Raw genomic sequence first — 15182 nt, forward strand, 5'->3', positions numbered from 1 at the left:
CGGCGCGGCGGTGGAAAAAACGTCAGCTTTTAACATTGGGGGACGGTCCGTCAAACTTGATCTTGTAATGATCGGCATACTCCGCCCGCACGCGCTCAAACTCGCCGTTATTACGCGCATCCGTATACTCTTTCGGCAATTGATAACCCGCCGGCTTGGGAATGCCGGTCCACTCCTTTTCCAGGTTGATGGGGTAAACATGCGCCTGGGGATCCCAATCGCTTGGGTGCAGCACATGGGAGAGACGCCTATAGTCAAAAGGCGCCACGCCGTTGTTATCGACAAAACGGCTACGATAAACATCCGCGTTGCGCCGGGTCAGGTTCAGCGATTGCCAGTTAAGCACCCGCTCCGAAGCGCGCGGCGTCCAACCGTGCGTAACATCGTAGATGCGAGCGGTAAACAATGCCGCCGCATAGGCGGGGCTATTGGCGCTGGTGGCAAGCTGGCTGCCGCCGATAATGGATTTCACCCCTTCGGTGGTGCCGTCGGCGCCCACTACCAAGACATCTTCGCCCGGACGCAGGCCGCGGGCGCGCAGAGCCGCCAGTACCCCCTGGGCGATATCGTCATTTTGCGCCACGATGCCCACCACGTTTTTATTGCGCGTCAGCAAATCGTCGGTAGCCTTCAGACCGTCTTCGCGGTTCCACTTACCCGGCAGTTTGTCCACCAGCCGCGTTTTCGGAAAGTCTTTGAAGGCATCGTCCCGGCCCCGGCTTCGGGCGATGTCCGATACATAACCGTCAATGCCGGTCACCGCCACGATATCGCCGCCGCCGAATTTCTCGGTGACGGTGCGCAGCAGCTCCACCGTCACCGCGCGGTGGGCTTCGAACTCTTCGGGCACGGCATACAGGGTGTAATACTCACTGGCGTCGAAAGGCGTAAACCACGGCAGCGTATTCCAGAAATTGCCGAAAAAAAGCTTATTTTGCTGCGCCAGGCTCGATACCCGCCGCAGCGAACTGCCGTCAGCCAGGTTGAATACCGCCCCGATTGCCCCAGCCACGGTTTGCTCTTCAAATTGATTCACCTGGCGCTGACCGTCGTTTTGCCCGTCCAGGAAAGCGTAAGGCAGGCCGAACTCACGGCTGGCCGCCTGGAATGCCTTATCGGTCTGCACGTTGTATTCGTTGACGTTAAAGGAGAGATAGGCCAGCTTCCCGCTGGGGGCCGCCACGGCCGCCGACGGAAATCCCAGCGTCAGGCTGGCGGTGGCGGCGGCCACCGCGCCGGCGGATGCCAGGGTCAGGAAATCGCGCCTGGACACGCCATGGGTATCCAGCCGGTCCAGATGCTTATCGATGATTTTCTTTTGCGTGAAATCGGGAAAATTGCGCGGATCTAAACGCCATGCCATGCAGTCGCTCCTGGATAAAAAATAACGTCAGGGCAATAGCCACCGACGAAATCACGTCTTATCCCACCGGCCATGCCGTGGTTAAGACCAGAAAGCCTGCTATTAGACGGTTAAATATCACGATTTAAAAATAACAATTTTAACTTTAAATAGTTATTTATTTAACATGAACCGGAAGCCTGAGTAACCTGCCGGCCGAAGGCGCGTGGAAAAACAGCCTTATCGCTGCGCCTCTTTGACCAGCCAATTTTGCAAATTCACCCCTTCCTTTGATAGCTCGCTGTCTTGCCTGACGCAGAGATAATAATCGCGCCCGTCGTCGATGGCATGGTCCGATAATTTCACCAGCTCTCCCGACAGCAGATATGGCGCGATCAGAGGCTCGCGCATCAGTGCGCAGCCCAACCCTGATTGCACGGCGGCCAGGGTCAGCAGGCCGTCCTCGAACAACGGTCCGGAACTGCGCAGCGGCCGTTTGACGCCGATGCTCTGGAACCATGCCATCCAGGTGTTGCGCTCTTCATCATGGAGCAACGGCATGGCTGAGAGCTGATCCGGCGTATCTATCAGGCCATGCCACTTGATAAAGCTCCGGCTGCAAACCGGAATCATCTTCCCCGACATCAATTTTTGGCAGCGATATCCCGGCCACTGGCCCGCGCCGAAGCGGATGGAAATATCCGCCGCGTCACTTGGGTAGTTGCGATGGTTGGCATAGACAACGTTAATATCAATGTCGGGATTTTCCTGCAAAAAACCACTCATGCGGGGGATAAACCAGCCCATGCCGAACAGCGGTATCAGGCTGATGGTTACCTGCCGGGAGGCGGATTGCTCCCTGACATGCTCCGTGGCCTGGCGTAACACGTTAAAGGCGGAGCGTATGGAACGATAATATTCGCGCCCTTCTGTACGTAAGATAAGATTGCGCCCTTGCCGTTCCGTCAGCGGCATTTGCAAAAAGGCTTCCAGAATTTTGAGCTGGTGGCTGACGGCGGAGGGTGAGATATCCAGTTCATGGGCGGCGGCGGTGACACTGCCCAAACGCGCGATGGCCTCGAATGCCCGGACGGCCCGTAAAGGGGGATCGTCGGCCAAGGCCGTCGGCGGGATAAGGTCGTTCGGTGCATATCCATATTGTTCTGTTTTTTTCATATATTGATTCTTTCATCGCCAATCTGAATTGCTAATTTATTATTTATATATTTAAAACAATAAATTAAAAACTACTATTTTTGATATAAATAATTATTTATCGGTATTTCACTAATTAAACTAAACGATTAGGGTATGCCCATGCATTCCTTTTTATTTAGGACATTCGCAGTATGGATACCTTTATCCAGCAAGCCATTAACGGGCTCACCCTCGGCAGCATTTATGCGCTGATGGCGCTCGGCTATACCATGGTGTACGGCATTCTGCGCATCATCAACTTTGCCCATGGCGATTTACTGATGGTGGGGGCGCTCAGCGCACTGTCCGTCGTGACATTTCTTCAGCGCCATTTTCCCGGCCTGCCGGTTTATGTCCTGCTGCTGCTGGCGGTATTGCTGTCGATGGCGGTATGCGCTCTGGTGGCTATGGCAATCGAACGCCTGGCCTATCGCCGCTTACGCCATGCTCCCCGCCTGGCGCCGCTGATCAGCGGCATCGGCGTGTCACTGCTGCTGCAAACCCTGGCGATGATTATCTGGTCGCGCAATCCGCTGATGTTTCCGCAGCTCCTGCCGATGGATCCCATCCCCCTCACCCGCGGCGACGGGACGCATGCTCCGGCGGTCATCACCGTTACCGGTATCGCCACGCTGGTTATCGCCTGCCTGGTGATGGCCGGTCTTTTGCTGTTGGTGGAACATAGCCGCCTGGGCCGCGCCATGCGCGCAACGGCGGAGAATCCCCAGGTCGCCGGCCTGATGGGTATCAATCCCGACCGCATTATTACCCTCACCTTTGCCATCGGCGGGACATTCGCCGCGCTGGCCGGCGTCATGATGGCCAGCAACTACGGCAACGCCGGTTTTTCCATGGGTTTCCTGCCGGGGATAAAAGCCTTTACCGCCGCGGTACTGGGCGGTATCGGCAATATTCGCGGCGCCATGCTCGGCGGCCTGCTGCTCGGCTTGATCGAATCCCTGGGAGCCGGTTATCTCGGCGAGCTCACCAAAGGTAACTTCGGCAGCAACTATCAAGACATATTCGCTTTTATTGTACTGATCGCCGTGCTGATTTTCAGGCCTTCCGGACTGTTGGGCGAACGCGTCGCCAACCGCGCCTAGGAACCGCTTATGACAACCCTCAATACTTTTTTCCCGGCTTCCCGCCGGCGCGCGCACCTCGGCATGTGGCTGTTTGTCGCCGGCCTGGCGCTGGCCCCGCTGCTGATAGGTCCGTCCGGAGGGAATTACTGGATCCGCGTGGTGGACTTCGCCCTGCTCTATATCATGCTGGCCCTCGGCCTGAATATCGTGGTGGGTTTCACCGGCCTGCTGGATATGGGCTTTATCGCCTTTTACGCTATCGGCGCATACCTTGCCGCACTGCTCTCCTCGCCGCATTTGACCACGCAGTTTCCGCAGCTGCTGCAGTATTTTCCCCAGGGGCTCCATTTGTCGGTGATCATTATCGTTCCCCTGGCGGCTCTGCTCGCGGCATCATTCGGCATTTTGCTCGGCGCGCCGACGCTGCGCCTGCGCGGCGATTATCTGGCGATTGTGACGCTCGGCTTCGGTGAAATCATCCGTATTCTGATGCGCAATCTTGACCGCCCGGTGAACATTACCAACGGACCGAAAGGTATTTCAGGCATCGACCCGGCCTCGCTGTTCGGCCTTAGGTTCTCCGGCATGCATCAGTGGTTCGGCGTGCGCGTCTCATCCCTTTATCTCTATTACTACCTGTTTGCCGCGCTGATTCTGCTCATCATGTTTATATGCATTCGCCTGCAGCACTCGCGCATCGGCCGCGCCTGGACGGCCATTCGCGAAGACGAGGAAGCCGCGCGGACCATGGGTATCAATACCCGTGACTTTAAACTGCTGGCCTTCGCCATGGGCGCCGCCTTCGGCGGCATCGCCGGCGCGATGTTCGCCGCCTTCCAGGGCTTTGTTTCCCCCGAATCCTTTTCGCTACAGGAATCCATCGCCGTGCTGGCAATGGTGGTTCTCGGCGGGATGGGCCATATTCCCGGGGTTATTCTCGGCGCGCTGCTGCTGTCCGCGCTGCCGGAATTTTTACGCAGCAGCACCGGCCCGTTGCAGCAGGCGCTGTTTGGCCAGGTAATCATCGACCCGGAAATCATCCGCCAGCTGTTTTACGGGCTGGCATTGATTTTGGTGATGCTCTTTCGCCCGGCCGGGCTATGGCCGACCCGCCATCACGGGGAAAAGCATCCATGACGCCCCTCCTGGCCTTACGAAACGTCAGCAAGCGCTTTGGCGGACTGGTGGCGGTGGATGACGTCAATGTGACCGTCAACCAAGGGGAGATTTACGGCCTTATCGGTCCCAACGGCGCCGGGAAAACCACCCTTTTTAATCTGATTACCGGACTATACCGGGCGGATCGGGGGGTATTTGCACTGGCGGGCATGCCTTACCGGCCCCATGACATTGAAAAAGTCACCCGGGCGGGAATTGCCCGCACCTTTCAGAATCTGCGCTTATTCAATGACATGAGCGTTCATGAAAACGTGATGGTAGGCAGGCATGTGCGCACGCGCAATGGGTTATGGGCCGCCATCAGCCACCACCGGCGCGCGCGGGAAGAAGAAGCGCAGACCCACGAACGGGCCTACGAGCTGCTGGAGTATGTCGGCATCAGCCAATTCGCCCACTACCGCGCCGGCTCTCTTTCTTATGGACACCAGCGCCGGCTGGAGATCGCCCGCGCGCTGGCCACCGATCCGCTTCTCCTGGCGTTGGATGAACCCGCCGCCGGCATGAATGCCGCGGAAAAAGTCGATCTGAGACACCTGCTGATGCGCATCCGTGATGACGGCAAAACCCTGCTGCTGATTGAACATGACGTCAAACTGGTGATGGGGATCTGCGACCGGCTCACCGTGCTCGATTACGGCAAGGTGATAGCGGAAGGCGCGCCGGAGACGGTGCGCCGGGAACCGGCGGTAATCCAGGCATATCTGGGAGGGAACGCTCATGTCTGACCCACTGCTTTCCGTACGGGGATTAACCGTTTCCTATGGCGGGATCCATGCGGTCAAGGGGATCGATTTTGACGTCGCCGACGGGGAGCAGGTGACCCTGATTGGCGCCAACGGCGCGGGTAAGACCTCAAGCCTCAGGGCCGTGACCGGGCTGCAGGACTTTCGCGGCGAGATCCGGTTCGCCGGGAAATCCATTCGCGGTGTACCGCCCTATCATTTGCTAAAGCAGGGATTGGTCATGGTCCCGGAAGGCCGGGGAATTTTCGCCCGCATGACCGTACTGGAGAATTTGCAAATCGGCGCATACCTGCGCCGCGACGGCAATGGCGTCAAACGCGATTTGGCGGAAATTTATCGCATATTCCCACGCCTGAAGGAGCGCCTTTCACAACCGGCCGGCCTGCTGTCGGGAGGCGAACAGCAAATGCTGGCCATGGGCCGGGCCCTGCTCGGCAAACCGCGCCTGCTGATTTTAGACGAGCCCTCGATGGGGCTGGCGCCGATCATGGTTGAGGCCATTTTTTCGGTCATCCACCGCATCGGCGGACAGGGCGTAACGCTGCTGCTGGTGGAGCAAAATGCCCGCCTGGCGCTGCAAGCCACCCACCGCGCCTACGTGTTGGATAGCGGCTTGATAAGCCACAGCGGCAAATCCGGGGACATGCTGGACGACGCCAGGATCCGGCAGGCCTATCTGGGGGAATAACCACTTGATTTCACACTACTTACAACAAGGAACCTTTATGAAAAATACCTTTAGCAAACTGGCGCTGGCATCTTTGGTTTTAGCCGCCTTCAACAGCGCGGCGGCGAACGGCGAAACCGTCCTGATCGGCCTTGCCGGGCCCCTCACCGGCCCTTCCGCCCGAATCGGCAAGGATTTGGAGAACGGCGCGCAGTTAGCCATCACCGACGCCAATAATAAAAAACCGGTAATTGACGGCAAGGCCGTGACCTTCAAGCTGGTATCGGAAGATGACCAGTCCGATCCGCGCACCGCCGTTGCCGTGGCGCAACGCCTGGTGGACGAAGGCGTGGTGGGGGTGGTTGGGCATTGGAATACCGGGACCAGTATTCCGGCGGCCCGGATTTACCATGACGCGGGCATTGCCCAGGTGGCGCCGGTCGCCACCGGCCATGCCTATACCCAACAGGGTTTTGACACCAGTTTCCGCGTCATGGGCCACGATGACGACGGCGGCAATGATGCCGGGCAATACGCGGTAAACGTGTTGAAAGCCAAACGTATTGCCGTTCTCGACGATCGTACCGCCTTCGGCCAAGGCCTGGCCGACGAATTCATCAAGTCCCTTAAGGCACAGGGAGTAGATATTATCGATCGCGAGTATATCGATGATAAGACCGTTGATTTCAGCGCCGTTCTCACCAATATCCGCAGTAAAAACGCCGATCTGATCTTTTTCGGCGGCGTGGACTCGCAGGCGGCGCCGCTCGCCAGGCGCATTAAACAGCTCGGGCTGCCCGCCACGCTGATGGGCGCGGGCGGCTTTGTCAGCCAGACCTTCCTGACGCTGGCGCAAAAAGAGGGGGAAGGGGTGGTGGCGCTGGAGCCAGGCCTTCCCATTGATAAAATGCCGGGGGGCAAAGCATTCGAACAGGCCTATATCGACCGCTACAAGACCCATATAGAACTGCACGCCCCGTTTGCTTATGACGCCACCAGCGTGCTGATTGACGCTATAGAACAGGCCGACTCCACCGATCCGGCGAAATACCTGCCGAAACTGCGCGCCATCAAACATCAGGGCGTCACCGGAATCATTGCGTTTGACGGCCAGGGCAACCTGCTCAATCCCACATTCACCGTTTATCGGGTGACTAACGGCAAATGGGTGCCGCAAAGCGTACTGGGCGGCGGCGCCGGCAACTGACCCTACGGCCCGGACCGGCCTTGGCCGGACCCCATTACCCGCAATAATGCCATACCATAAAGGAGCAAGACGATGTCCTGCCAACATTCCTGTCAGCAGCATTCCGGCCAACACCATTCCGGCCAACATAGAAACGACCTGGGCATATTGGCCCGTCGGCGCATCGAGGCCGAAATCATAAAACCCATTTATGAGATTCTGGTGCGCGACTTCGGCAAAGCCCGGGCGCAAGAGGTCATCGGCGAGGCCGTAGAGAACGCGGCCATCGCCGCCGGCAAGGATTTTGCCCGCCGCGAGCCGGCCGGCGCCGATATCCAAAGCTTTGTCGCCCTGCAGTACCTGTGGGAGAAAGACGATGCATTGGAGGTGAAAATACTCTCCAGCGATGATCGGCATTTTGACTATGACGTCCATCGCTGCCGCTATGCCGAGATGTACCATGAGATGGGGCTGGGGGAAATCGGCCACCTGCTCTCCTGCGCCCGGGACAGCAAGTTTATCGTCGGCTATGCCCCCGAGGTCAAACTGACCCGCACGCAAACCATCATGTCCGGGGCGCCGCGCTGTGACTTTCGCTATGCGGTGGACGAAAAAGACACCGGGGGCGGCAAGCATGAGTAATATCACTACCGTCAATGGCGAACGTTTATGGCAAACCTTGCAAATCATGTCCGGGTTCGGCGCCATTGCCAAAGACGGCGTATGTCGTCTGGCCCTGAGCGAAGAAGACCGGCTGGCGCGGGATTGCCTCAAAAATTGGGCGCTGGGCGCCGGTTGCCGGGTCCGGGTGGATCGCATGGGCAATATGTTCCTGCGCCGCGAAGGGACGCGCCCGGAGCTGCCCGCGGTGGTCACCGGATCCCATATGGATTCACAGCCCAACGGCGGCCGTTTCGATGGCGTCTATGGCGTGCTGGCCGGCCTGGAAGCGCTGCGGACCCTGAACGACACGCACATTCAAACCGAACGCGCCATAGAAGTCATTAACTGGACCAATGAGGAAGGCGCCCGCTTCGCCCCGGCAATGATCGCCTCCGGCGTCTTTGCCGGCGTCTTCGACCTGCAATTCGGTCATAGCCGCCGGGACCAGAACGGCGTCACGCTCCTGGAAGCGCTGCGCCAAATCGGCTACGAAGGCGAACACCCGGTGGGCGGGTTTCCCATCCATGCCGCCTTTGAACTGCATATTGAACAAGGCCCGATTCTTGAAGCCGAGAACCGGCAAATCGGCATCGTCACCGCCGCCCAGGGCCAACGCTGGTTTGAAGCGGAGATAGTTGGCTTCAGCGCCCATGCGGGCACCACCCCGATGGATAAACGCCGGGACGCGCTGTTGGGCTTTGCCCGCATGGTGGAGGAGGTCAACCGGATCGGCCGGACCTTCATGCCGGACGGACGGGCCACCGTCGGTATGGCGCAAATCAGCCCGAATTCCCGCAATGTCGTGCCCGGCCGGGTTTTTTTCAGTATCGAATTCCGCCATCCTGACGAGACGGTACTTGAGCAAATGGAATGCCTGCTGCGTGAAGCCATAAACATCGTCAATAACGGTGAACTTGAGGCGGTTGTCAAACGCATATTCGATTATCCGCCGGTGAAATTTGACCAAAGCTGCATCGCCAGCATACGCGACGCGGTTAAGGCGCTTGGCTATTCCCATCGGGATATGGTATCCGGCGCGGGACATGACGCCTGCTATCTTAATGAGTCCGCGCCCACCGCCATGATTTTTATCCCCTGCGTCGACGGCATCAGCCATAACGAAGATGAAAATATTCACCCCCACTGGGCCACCGCGGGGGCGAATGTGTTGATTAATGCGCTGCTGGATAAAGCGGGCCGGGTCAATGCGGCATGAGAATATGCCAGGCTTACCATGATCTCAGCTTGCTTCTGGCTCTTGAGAAAAAATGTCCTTCGCTGCAAACAGTCCGTTGAGAGCTGCCGGAAAGCCTGCATAGACCGCCATCTGCATAATGATTTCGACAATTTCCTGCCGGGAACAACCCACATTTCGGGCGCCGTGAATATGTACCTTAAGCTGTGGCGAAGCGTTTCCCATGGCGGTGAGCGCCGCCACCACGGCAAGTTCACGAATTTTAAGGTCAATGCCCGGTCTTGAGTAGATATCGCCAAACGGAAACTCAATGAGCAGCCGGGCAAAGTCAGGGGCGATATCACGCAGACTGTCAATGACCTTCTCACCCGCGTGGCCATCCACCTCATTAAGCTTCGCTAAACCGCGTACGTAACGTTCGTTATCCATAAATCCTCTTTGGTTGCCGGGTTGATGCGCTGAAGGCACTGTATGTTTTACGCAGCAGGTTCAGCCAATACTTTTTTTGTGATACCTTTTCGGTATGAATGAATCCATTGACCTGCGACAGTTCCGCTACTTTCTGGCGGTCAGCGAGGAGCTTAATTTCGGGCGCGCGGCCGCACGTCTGTACATATCCCAGCCGCCATTAAGCCGACAGATCCGCCAGTTGGAAGACCGGCTTGGCGTTGAGCTGTTTTTGCGGACCAAATCGGGTGTGGTATTGACGAAAGCGGGGGCGGCATTTCTACCGGAGGCCAGGCGCACGTTGGCTCAGGCGGAAAAGGCGATAGCAGCCGCCAGGGCGGCGCGGAGCAGCGCGGGCGGACAATTTCTCATAGGCTACACCACGGTGTTTGATCGCAGCGTCATACCCGACGTGCTCGAACCTTTACAGCAGCGCTTTCCGGATTTTCGGCTCGTCACCCAGGGTAAACATTCAATAAGCCTGGTGCGGGACATCAAGAACGGGATAATGGATGTCGCCTTTATCGGCCTGCACACCGAGACCAAGGGCCTTAAGACCGAGACACTGCTTGAGGAGCCGCTTATTGCCGCCCTGCCCGCCGGCCATCCTCTTGCCCATAAGCGCAGGCTTGGGTTCGATGACCTGCGCAGCGAGGCGATTTTCCGGTTTGAGCGCTGGTTGAATCCCGGTTATTACGACCATTGCCACGCATTCTTCGAAAAAATCGACTTCAAGCCCAAAACGATTCCAGAACCCGACGACCACCACATCTTGCTAGGCCTTATCGCCGAAGGACAAGGCATCGCGTTAATCCCCGCCTCGCTAAAGCATGTCAAACGGCGCGGCGTGGTCTTCCGGCCGCTGAAAGACGAGGCCGCAACACTGTCAAGCGGCATCGCCGTGGCATACGACGAACGCAATCCGTCAGCAATCCTGGCTGGGTTCCTGGCACTCGTCAGGTCTTGAACGCGTCAAGCGCCGGATGCGGCAGCAAAAGTGTGAGCTGAATTACAAATACAAGACATCCCGCCTCAACCTGTTTGACAGGTTTACACGTTGTATCTATTTTCTAACTACTCGGTCATCAGCAATTGCCGCAACAAGCCAATGTCATCAAATTCCATCATCCAGGTAGGATAAGCCGGGCGAGCAGAGGAACTGACTATGTTCAAGCGTCAATATTCAAAAATCGTTTTTTTGCTGTTCATCGCTGGGGCAATAAACTACCTTGACAGGGCCGCTTTTTCTGTCGCCATGCCTTATATCAAAGCGCATCTGGGATTAAATCCTGTTGAAATAGGTTTTATACTCAGCAGTTTCTTTTTTGGCTATGCCCTGTTTAATTTTGTTGGCGGCTATTTATCCGATCGCTATGGTCCGGGAAAAGTATTTGCGATAGCAATGGTTTCGTGGTCTTTATTTTGCGGACTTACGGGGGTTGCTTTTAACTATGTGATTTTATTTATAATACGCGTGCTCTTTGGTATGAGCGAAGGGCCGATGGGTACGACAGTTAACAAAACGGTCAGTAATTGGGTACCTCTGAGTAAACGGGTAAGGGCTGTAGGCATAGCTAACGCGGGCAACCCATTGGGAGGCGCGATAGCGGGCCCCATTGTCGGCCTTATCGCGGTGATGTGGAGCTGGCGTATTTCATTCTTCATCATGATGTGCCTGGGATTTATCTGGACTTTTTTTTGGTTGAAAGCGTTTACCGACCACCCCCGTGATAATCCCCACGCCAGCAAAACAGAGGTGGAAGAATATGAGAACAGCATTCTGGATCAGGCCTCTCATGATAGCGAAACCCAAACTCTTCCGCTGAAAGAATACCTGAAAAAACCGATGATCCTGGCCACAGCGATGGCTTTCTTTGCCATTAATTATATTCTCTATTTCTTTTTGACCTGGTTCCCAAGTTATTTGTCCATGTCGAGAGGACTGAATATCCAGCAGCTGAGCATTGCTTCCTCGATTCCTTGGATTATCGGCAGTATTGGCATGGCGTTAGGAGGAGTCGCCTGCGACATTTTATATAAGAAAACGAATAATCTTATATTGTCCCGAAAAGCGATCCTGGTGGTTGCCCTTATTTTATCATCCTTGTGCCTGATTTTTTCCGCTTATGTCCAATCCCTGGTCGGGGCGGTAGTCATGATGGCGCTGGGTATCTTCTTTATGTATCTTGCCGCCGCGGCGCCCTGGGCTCTGGTGGCTGATAATGTAAGCAGCAGGAATGTCGGCAGCGTGGGGGGATTTATTCATCTTATTGCCAATACGGCCGGCGTCATCGCGCCGATCTTGACAGGATTCATTGTGCAATACACGGGAAATTTCATAGCTGCATTTATCCTTACAGGTGTGATAGGCGTTATCGGCGCTCTCTGCGTGGCCCTGTTTGTCCGGGTCTCTCCATTGATGGAATCTGCTGAGAAATCGCCTACATAGCAAATATTTCTTATCATTTAGGGCAGAAATTCATGAAAGCGTTAATTATTGATCGTAACAGTCAAACCCGCTTTGACGATATTCCAGAGCCATCGATTAAAGAGGGTGAAGTGCTTGTTTCCGTGGAATATGTCGGGCTATGCGGCTCTGACTTGAATACCTGGCGCGGGTTGAACCCGCTGGTGGTCTATCCCTGCCTTCCCGGACATGAAATCGGCGGCACCGTTATGCAGGTAGCGGAAGATGTCACCAAGTGCCAGGTAGGCGATCGCGTCACTATATTGCCTTATACCGCCTGCGGCGAATGCAGCTCCTGTAAAAAAGGCCGGCCCAACGCCTGCAAATACAACCAGACCCTGGGGGTTCAGCGGCAAGGCGGCATGGTCAGGAAACTCGCCGTGCCTTTCCAAAAAGCGCTGGTCTGTAACCAATTGAACAGCCGGCAGCTGGCCCTGATTGAACCGCTGTCGGTAGGACTGCACGCCGCCCGGCGGGGAGCGATAAACGTGGGCGAGTGGGTGGTTATCATTGGCTGCGGCGTTATCGGCCTGGGGACCATTGCGGCGGCGGCGGCGATGGGGGCCAGAGTCATTGCCGTGGATATTGACGACCGGAAAGAAGCGGTTGCCCTTGCCTGCGGCGCAACCCGCTTCATCAATAGCAGCAAATCCGATCTCGTTGAGATTGCCGGTGGACTCGATGAAGGACGAGGTCCGTCCCTGGTCATCGAAGCGGTGGGCCTGAGCAGCACTATCGAGCTTGCCGTTGACCTGGTCGCCTTTGCGGGACGGATTGTCTATGTCGGCTATGCCAAAAAACCCGTTACCTTTGATAGCGCGATCTTTTTGCTGAAGGAACTTGATATCCGCGGATCGCGAGGGGCCACGGAAGCGGATTTCCGCGCCGTTATTGCCCTGATGGAACAGAATCGTTATCCGGTGGAATTGCTTATCAGCGCTTATTATCCCCTTGGAAAAGCCGATCGCGCGCTGGAACACTGGGCGAGCGACCCGGGAGCCGTCACTAAAATTTTAGTTGAGCTTCAATCAGAATAAGGTGGCGTATGTCGCAGGCAAACGTATTCTCATTGCAAGGTAAAACCGCCTTGATTACCGGCGGATCCCGCGGGCTGGGTTTCGCCATTGCACAGTGCATGGCGGATAGCGGCGCGAAGGTTATTATCACATCGCGGCACCAGGAGGATGCTCAACGGGCGGCCGAAGCCCTGGGCCCTCAGGCTTTTGGATATGCCTTTGACGTCGCTGACACAGAAACAACCCGGCAATGGGTTAGCGGTTTACTGGCGGAACATGGCCGCATCGATATATTGGTTAATAACGCGGGGAATCACTGTAAAAAATCCATCGAGGAGATGAGCGTCGGGGATTTTGAATCCATTATCGATGTGCATATCGTGGGTGCCTTTGCATTAACAAAAGCCCTGGTGCCGCATATGAAGCAATACGGTAACGGCAACATACTTTTTATGGCCTCGATGGCGTCTTTTATCGGCGTCCCTTATGTGTCGGGTTATTCAGCGGCAAAATCAGCCTGTCTCGGGCTAGTCCGGGCGTTGACGACTGAACTGGCGGATTCGGGCATCCGGGTCAATGGTATTGCTCCCGGCTGGATTGATACGCCAATGTTAAGAAAGGCCATTGCCGGAGATAAAGAACGTAGCCAGAAGATTCTTAACCGAACGCCAATGAAAAAATTCGGCACACCCAAAGATATTGGCTGGGCTGCTGTTTATCTCGTCTCTGATGCCGCTGCCTTTGTTAGCGGGCATGTATTGGTGGTTGATGGCGGAGCATTGATCGGCTTTTAACGGAATAACGATCCGCTCATTCACCCTATGCGCTCCGGCCCTATTCAAAAACATTATTAATGCCTATTCAGGGGGAAAAATGAAAGTCACCGCGTTGGAAACATGGCATTGTGCAAGAAACCTCAGCTTATTCCCCGAAAACAGATCGGGTGCCAATATGTCATGGGATGTGGTAGTGATTAAGCTGCACACCGATGCCGATATCGCGGGCGAAGCATGCGCATTGGCAGCCCGTTCAGGCATTATTACCGAGAACTATCTGCATGAAAATATCGCGCCTCTGGTCCTGGGACAGGATGTGACGGAACGGGAACGCATCTGGCACGAGCTCTGGACCCTCGATCGTCATCTAACCTTCTTTCCCAATTATTTGCCCGGCCCGGTAGATGTGGCGCTGTGGGATATTGCGGCGAAAGCGGCTGATTTACCGCTGTTCAGATATCTCGGCGCCTATCGTAATAGCTTACCGGTCTATGCCAGCGGGCTGTTCCACGGTGAAACCGAGGAGTATATCAAGGAAGCCCTTCACTATAAAAATTTGGGGATTCAAGGGTATAAAGTTCACTCCCCCGGCCCGTGGCGAAAAGATATTCAAGTTCATGAAGCACTGCGCCATGCGGTAGGAGATGACTTTTTACTGTTTGCCGATCCGGTGGGGGATTACACCTTAAGCGAGGCTATCAAGGTTGGCCGTTCACTTGAAGAGATGAATTACGAATGGTTTGAAGAACCGTTCAGGGATTTTGAACTGACCAAATACCAGCAGTTATGCGCCAGTCTGGACATTGCCATTGCCGCGACGGAAACAACCCGAGGGGCGCATTGGGGAGTTGCGCAGGCCATTGCGCAACAGGCGGCCGATATCGTTCGCGCCGATGTATCCTGGAAAACCGGGATCACCGGCACACTAAAAATTGCCCATTTGGCTGAAGCAAACGGACTGAATTGCGAAATCCATACCACCACCATGGGGTTGATGGATATTGCGAATCTCCATGTCTCCTGCGCCATTAAAAACTGTGACTATTTTGAGTATTTTGTGCCTGAGCACGCTTTTATGTTCCCGCTGTTAAATAAGCTTCCTATCGACGATAAAGGGATTATCCATGTCCCGGAACAACCTGGCCTGGGTGTTGAACTTGACTGGGATGAAATCAAAAAACTCTGCGTATCCCATCGTATAAGCGAGTTTGGTTGAAGC

General features: G+C 55.7%; 15 protein-coding genes. 12 read left to right on the forward strand and 3 right to left on the reverse strand.

Annotated elements, in window-relative coordinates; genetic code table 11:
• Positions 1–22: 22 nt before the first annotated feature.
• On the reverse strand, positions 23–1363 hold the full coding sequence (locus ACL2XO_RS25955; RefSeq protein ID WP_413725939.1) for a sugar ABC transporter substrate-binding protein: 1341 nt from the start codon (positions 1361–1363) through the stop codon (positions 23–25).
• 219 nt (positions 1364–1582) lie between these two features.
• On the reverse strand, positions 1583–2518 hold the full coding sequence (locus ACL2XO_RS25960; RefSeq protein ID WP_413741868.1) for a LysR substrate-binding domain-containing protein: 936 nt from the start codon (positions 2516–2518) through the stop codon (positions 1583–1585).
• Positions 2519–2691: 173 nt separating this feature from the next.
• Here ACL2XO_RS25960 and ACL2XO_RS25965 point away from each other — a divergent pair, with 173 nt between their 5' ends.
• The 7 genes from ACL2XO_RS25965 (at position 2692) to ACL2XO_RS25995 (ending at position 9278) form a co-directional block, all read left to right on the forward strand.
• Positions 2692–3642 carry a branched-chain amino acid ABC transporter permease gene (locus tag ACL2XO_RS25965; protein WP_203520428.1) on the forward strand — a complete coding sequence of 317 codons (951 nt, stop codon included), beginning with the start codon at positions 2692–2694 and terminating at the stop codon, positions 3640–3642.
• A gap of 9 nt (positions 3643–3651) precedes the next feature.
• The gene (locus ACL2XO_RS25970) at positions 3652–4761 is read left to right on the forward strand and encodes an ABC transporter permease subunit (protein ID WP_413741869.1); all 1110 of its coding nucleotides are present in this window, start codon (positions 3652–3654) and stop codon (positions 4759–4761) included.
• The gene (locus ACL2XO_RS25975; protein WP_413725942.1) at positions 4758–5528 is read left to right on the forward strand and encodes an ABC transporter ATP-binding protein; all 771 of its coding nucleotides are present in this window, start codon (positions 4758–4760) and stop codon (positions 5526–5528) included. Before ACL2XO_RS25970 ends, ACL2XO_RS25975 begins: the two co-directional genes overlap by 4 nt.
• On the forward strand, positions 5521–6234 hold the full coding sequence (locus tag ACL2XO_RS25980; RefSeq protein ID WP_413725943.1) for an ABC transporter ATP-binding protein: 714 nt from the start codon (positions 5521–5523) through the stop codon (positions 6232–6234). Before ACL2XO_RS25975 ends, ACL2XO_RS25980 begins: the two co-directional genes overlap by 8 nt.
• Positions 6235–6271: 37 nt before the next feature.
• A complete protein-coding gene (locus ACL2XO_RS25985) occupies positions 6272–7420 on the forward strand; it encodes a branched-chain amino acid ABC transporter substrate-binding protein (RefSeq protein WP_413741870.1) in 1149 nt (382 codons plus the stop codon).
• Between the two features lie 72 nt (positions 7421–7492).
• Complete coding sequence (locus ACL2XO_RS25990) at positions 7493–8041, forward strand: L-2-amino-thiazoline-4-carboxylic acid hydrolase (RefSeq protein ID WP_413725945.1); 549 nt, start codon at positions 7493–7495, stop codon at positions 8039–8041.
• Positions 8034–9278, forward strand: coding sequence for a M20 family metallo-hydrolase (locus ACL2XO_RS25995; protein ID WP_413741871.1), 1245 nt, complete (start codon positions 8034–8036; stop codon positions 9276–9278). Before ACL2XO_RS25990 ends, ACL2XO_RS25995 begins: the two co-directional genes overlap by 8 nt.
• A 24-nt stretch (positions 9279–9302) precedes the next feature.
• Here the strand turns inward: ACL2XO_RS25995 and ACL2XO_RS26000 are convergent, their stop codons facing one another.
• A complete protein-coding gene (locus tag ACL2XO_RS26000; protein ID WP_203520414.1) occupies positions 9303–9686 on the reverse strand; it encodes a carboxymuconolactone decarboxylase family protein in 384 nt (127 codons plus the stop codon).
• 94 nt (positions 9687–9780) lie between these two features.
• On the opposite strand from ACL2XO_RS26000, the gene ACL2XO_RS26005 reads away from it, so the two are divergent.
• The 5 genes from ACL2XO_RS26005 to ACL2XO_RS26025 all read left to right on the forward strand — a co-directional run bounded on the left by ACL2XO_RS26005 (position 9781) and on the right by ACL2XO_RS26025 (position 15179).
• Positions 9781–10671, forward strand: a complete 891-nt coding sequence (locus ACL2XO_RS26005; protein WP_413725947.1) for a LysR family transcriptional regulator — start codon at positions 9781–9783, stop codon at positions 10669–10671.
• Positions 10672–10869: 198 nt separating this feature from the next.
• Positions 10870–12153, forward strand: a complete 1284-nt coding sequence (locus ACL2XO_RS26010) for an MFS transporter (protein ID WP_413725948.1) — start codon at positions 10870–10872, stop codon at positions 12151–12153.
• Between the two features lie 32 nt (positions 12154–12185).
• The gene (locus ACL2XO_RS26015; protein ID WP_413725949.1) at positions 12186–13208 is read left to right on the forward strand and encodes a zinc-binding alcohol dehydrogenase family protein; all 1023 of its coding nucleotides are present in this window, start codon (positions 12186–12188) and stop codon (positions 13206–13208) included.
• 8 nt (positions 13209–13216) lie between these two features.
• The gene (locus ACL2XO_RS26020; protein WP_203520406.1) at positions 13217–13981 is read left to right on the forward strand and encodes an SDR family NAD(P)-dependent oxidoreductase; all 765 of its coding nucleotides are present in this window, start codon (positions 13217–13219) and stop codon (positions 13979–13981) included.
• Between the two features lie 157 nt (positions 13982–14138).
• A complete protein-coding gene (locus ACL2XO_RS26025; RefSeq protein WP_413741872.1) occupies positions 14139–15179 on the forward strand; it encodes an enolase C-terminal domain-like protein in 1041 nt (346 codons plus the stop codon).
• Positions 15180–15182: the final 3 nt, after the last annotated feature.

The sequence above is a fragment of the Sodalis sp. RH15 genome (assembly GCF_047324255.1).
Lineage (GTDB): Bacteria > Pseudomonadota > Gammaproteobacteria > Enterobacterales > Enterobacteriaceae > Acerihabitans > Acerihabitans ligni.

What these genes read in the sequence shown, in the direction of transcription:
- ACL2XO_RS25965 (WP_203520428.1), top strand. Translation starts at nt 2,692, where the DNA reads ATGGATACCTTTATCCAGCAAGCCATTAACGGGCTCACCCTCGGCAGC.
- ACL2XO_RS25970 (WP_413741869.1), top strand. Translation starts at nt 3,652, where the DNA reads ATGACAACCCTCAATACTTTTTTCCCGGCTTCCCGCCGGCGCGCGCAC.
- ACL2XO_RS25960 (WP_413741868.1), bottom strand. Translation starts at nt 2,518, where the DNA reads ATGAAAAAAACAGAACAATATGGATATGCACCGAACGACCTTATCCCG.
- ACL2XO_RS25990 (WP_413725945.1), top strand. Translation starts at nt 7,493, where the DNA reads ATGTCCTGCCAACATTCCTGTCAGCAGCATTCCGGCCAACACCATTCC.
- ACL2XO_RS25955 (WP_413725939.1), bottom strand. Translation starts at nt 1,363, where the DNA reads ATGGCATGGCGTTTAGATCCGCGCAATTTTCCCGATTTCACGCAAAAG.
- ACL2XO_RS26000 (WP_203520414.1), bottom strand. Translation starts at nt 9,686, where the DNA reads ATGGATAACGAACGTTACGTACGCGGTTTAGCGAAGCTTAATGAGGTG.
- ACL2XO_RS25985 (WP_413741870.1), top strand. Translation starts at nt 6,272, where the DNA reads ATGAAAAATACCTTTAGCAAACTGGCGCTGGCATCTTTGGTTTTAGCC.
- ACL2XO_RS25980 (WP_413725943.1), top strand. Translation starts at nt 5,521, where the DNA reads ATGTCTGACCCACTGCTTTCCGTACGGGGATTAACCGTTTCCTATGGC.
- ACL2XO_RS26025 (WP_413741872.1), top strand. Translation starts at nt 14,139, where the DNA reads ATGTCATGGGATGTGGTAGTGATTAAGCTGCACACCGATGCCGATATC.
- ACL2XO_RS26015 (WP_413725949.1), top strand. Translation starts at nt 12,186, where the DNA reads ATGAAAGCGTTAATTATTGATCGTAACAGTCAAACCCGCTTTGACGAT.
- ACL2XO_RS26020 (WP_203520406.1), top strand. Translation starts at nt 13,217, where the DNA reads ATGTCGCAGGCAAACGTATTCTCATTGCAAGGTAAAACCGCCTTGATT.
- ACL2XO_RS25995 (WP_413741871.1), top strand. Translation starts at nt 8,034, where the DNA reads ATGAGTAATATCACTACCGTCAATGGCGAACGTTTATGGCAAACCTTG.
- ACL2XO_RS26010 (WP_413725948.1), top strand. Translation starts at nt 10,870, where the DNA reads ATGTTCAAGCGTCAATATTCAAAAATCGTTTTTTTGCTGTTCATCGCT.
- ACL2XO_RS26005 (WP_413725947.1), top strand. Translation starts at nt 9,781, where the DNA reads ATGAATGAATCCATTGACCTGCGACAGTTCCGCTACTTTCTGGCGGTC.
- ACL2XO_RS25975 (WP_413725942.1), top strand. Translation starts at nt 4,758, where the DNA reads ATGACGCCCCTCCTGGCCTTACGAAACGTCAGCAAGCGCTTTGGCGGA.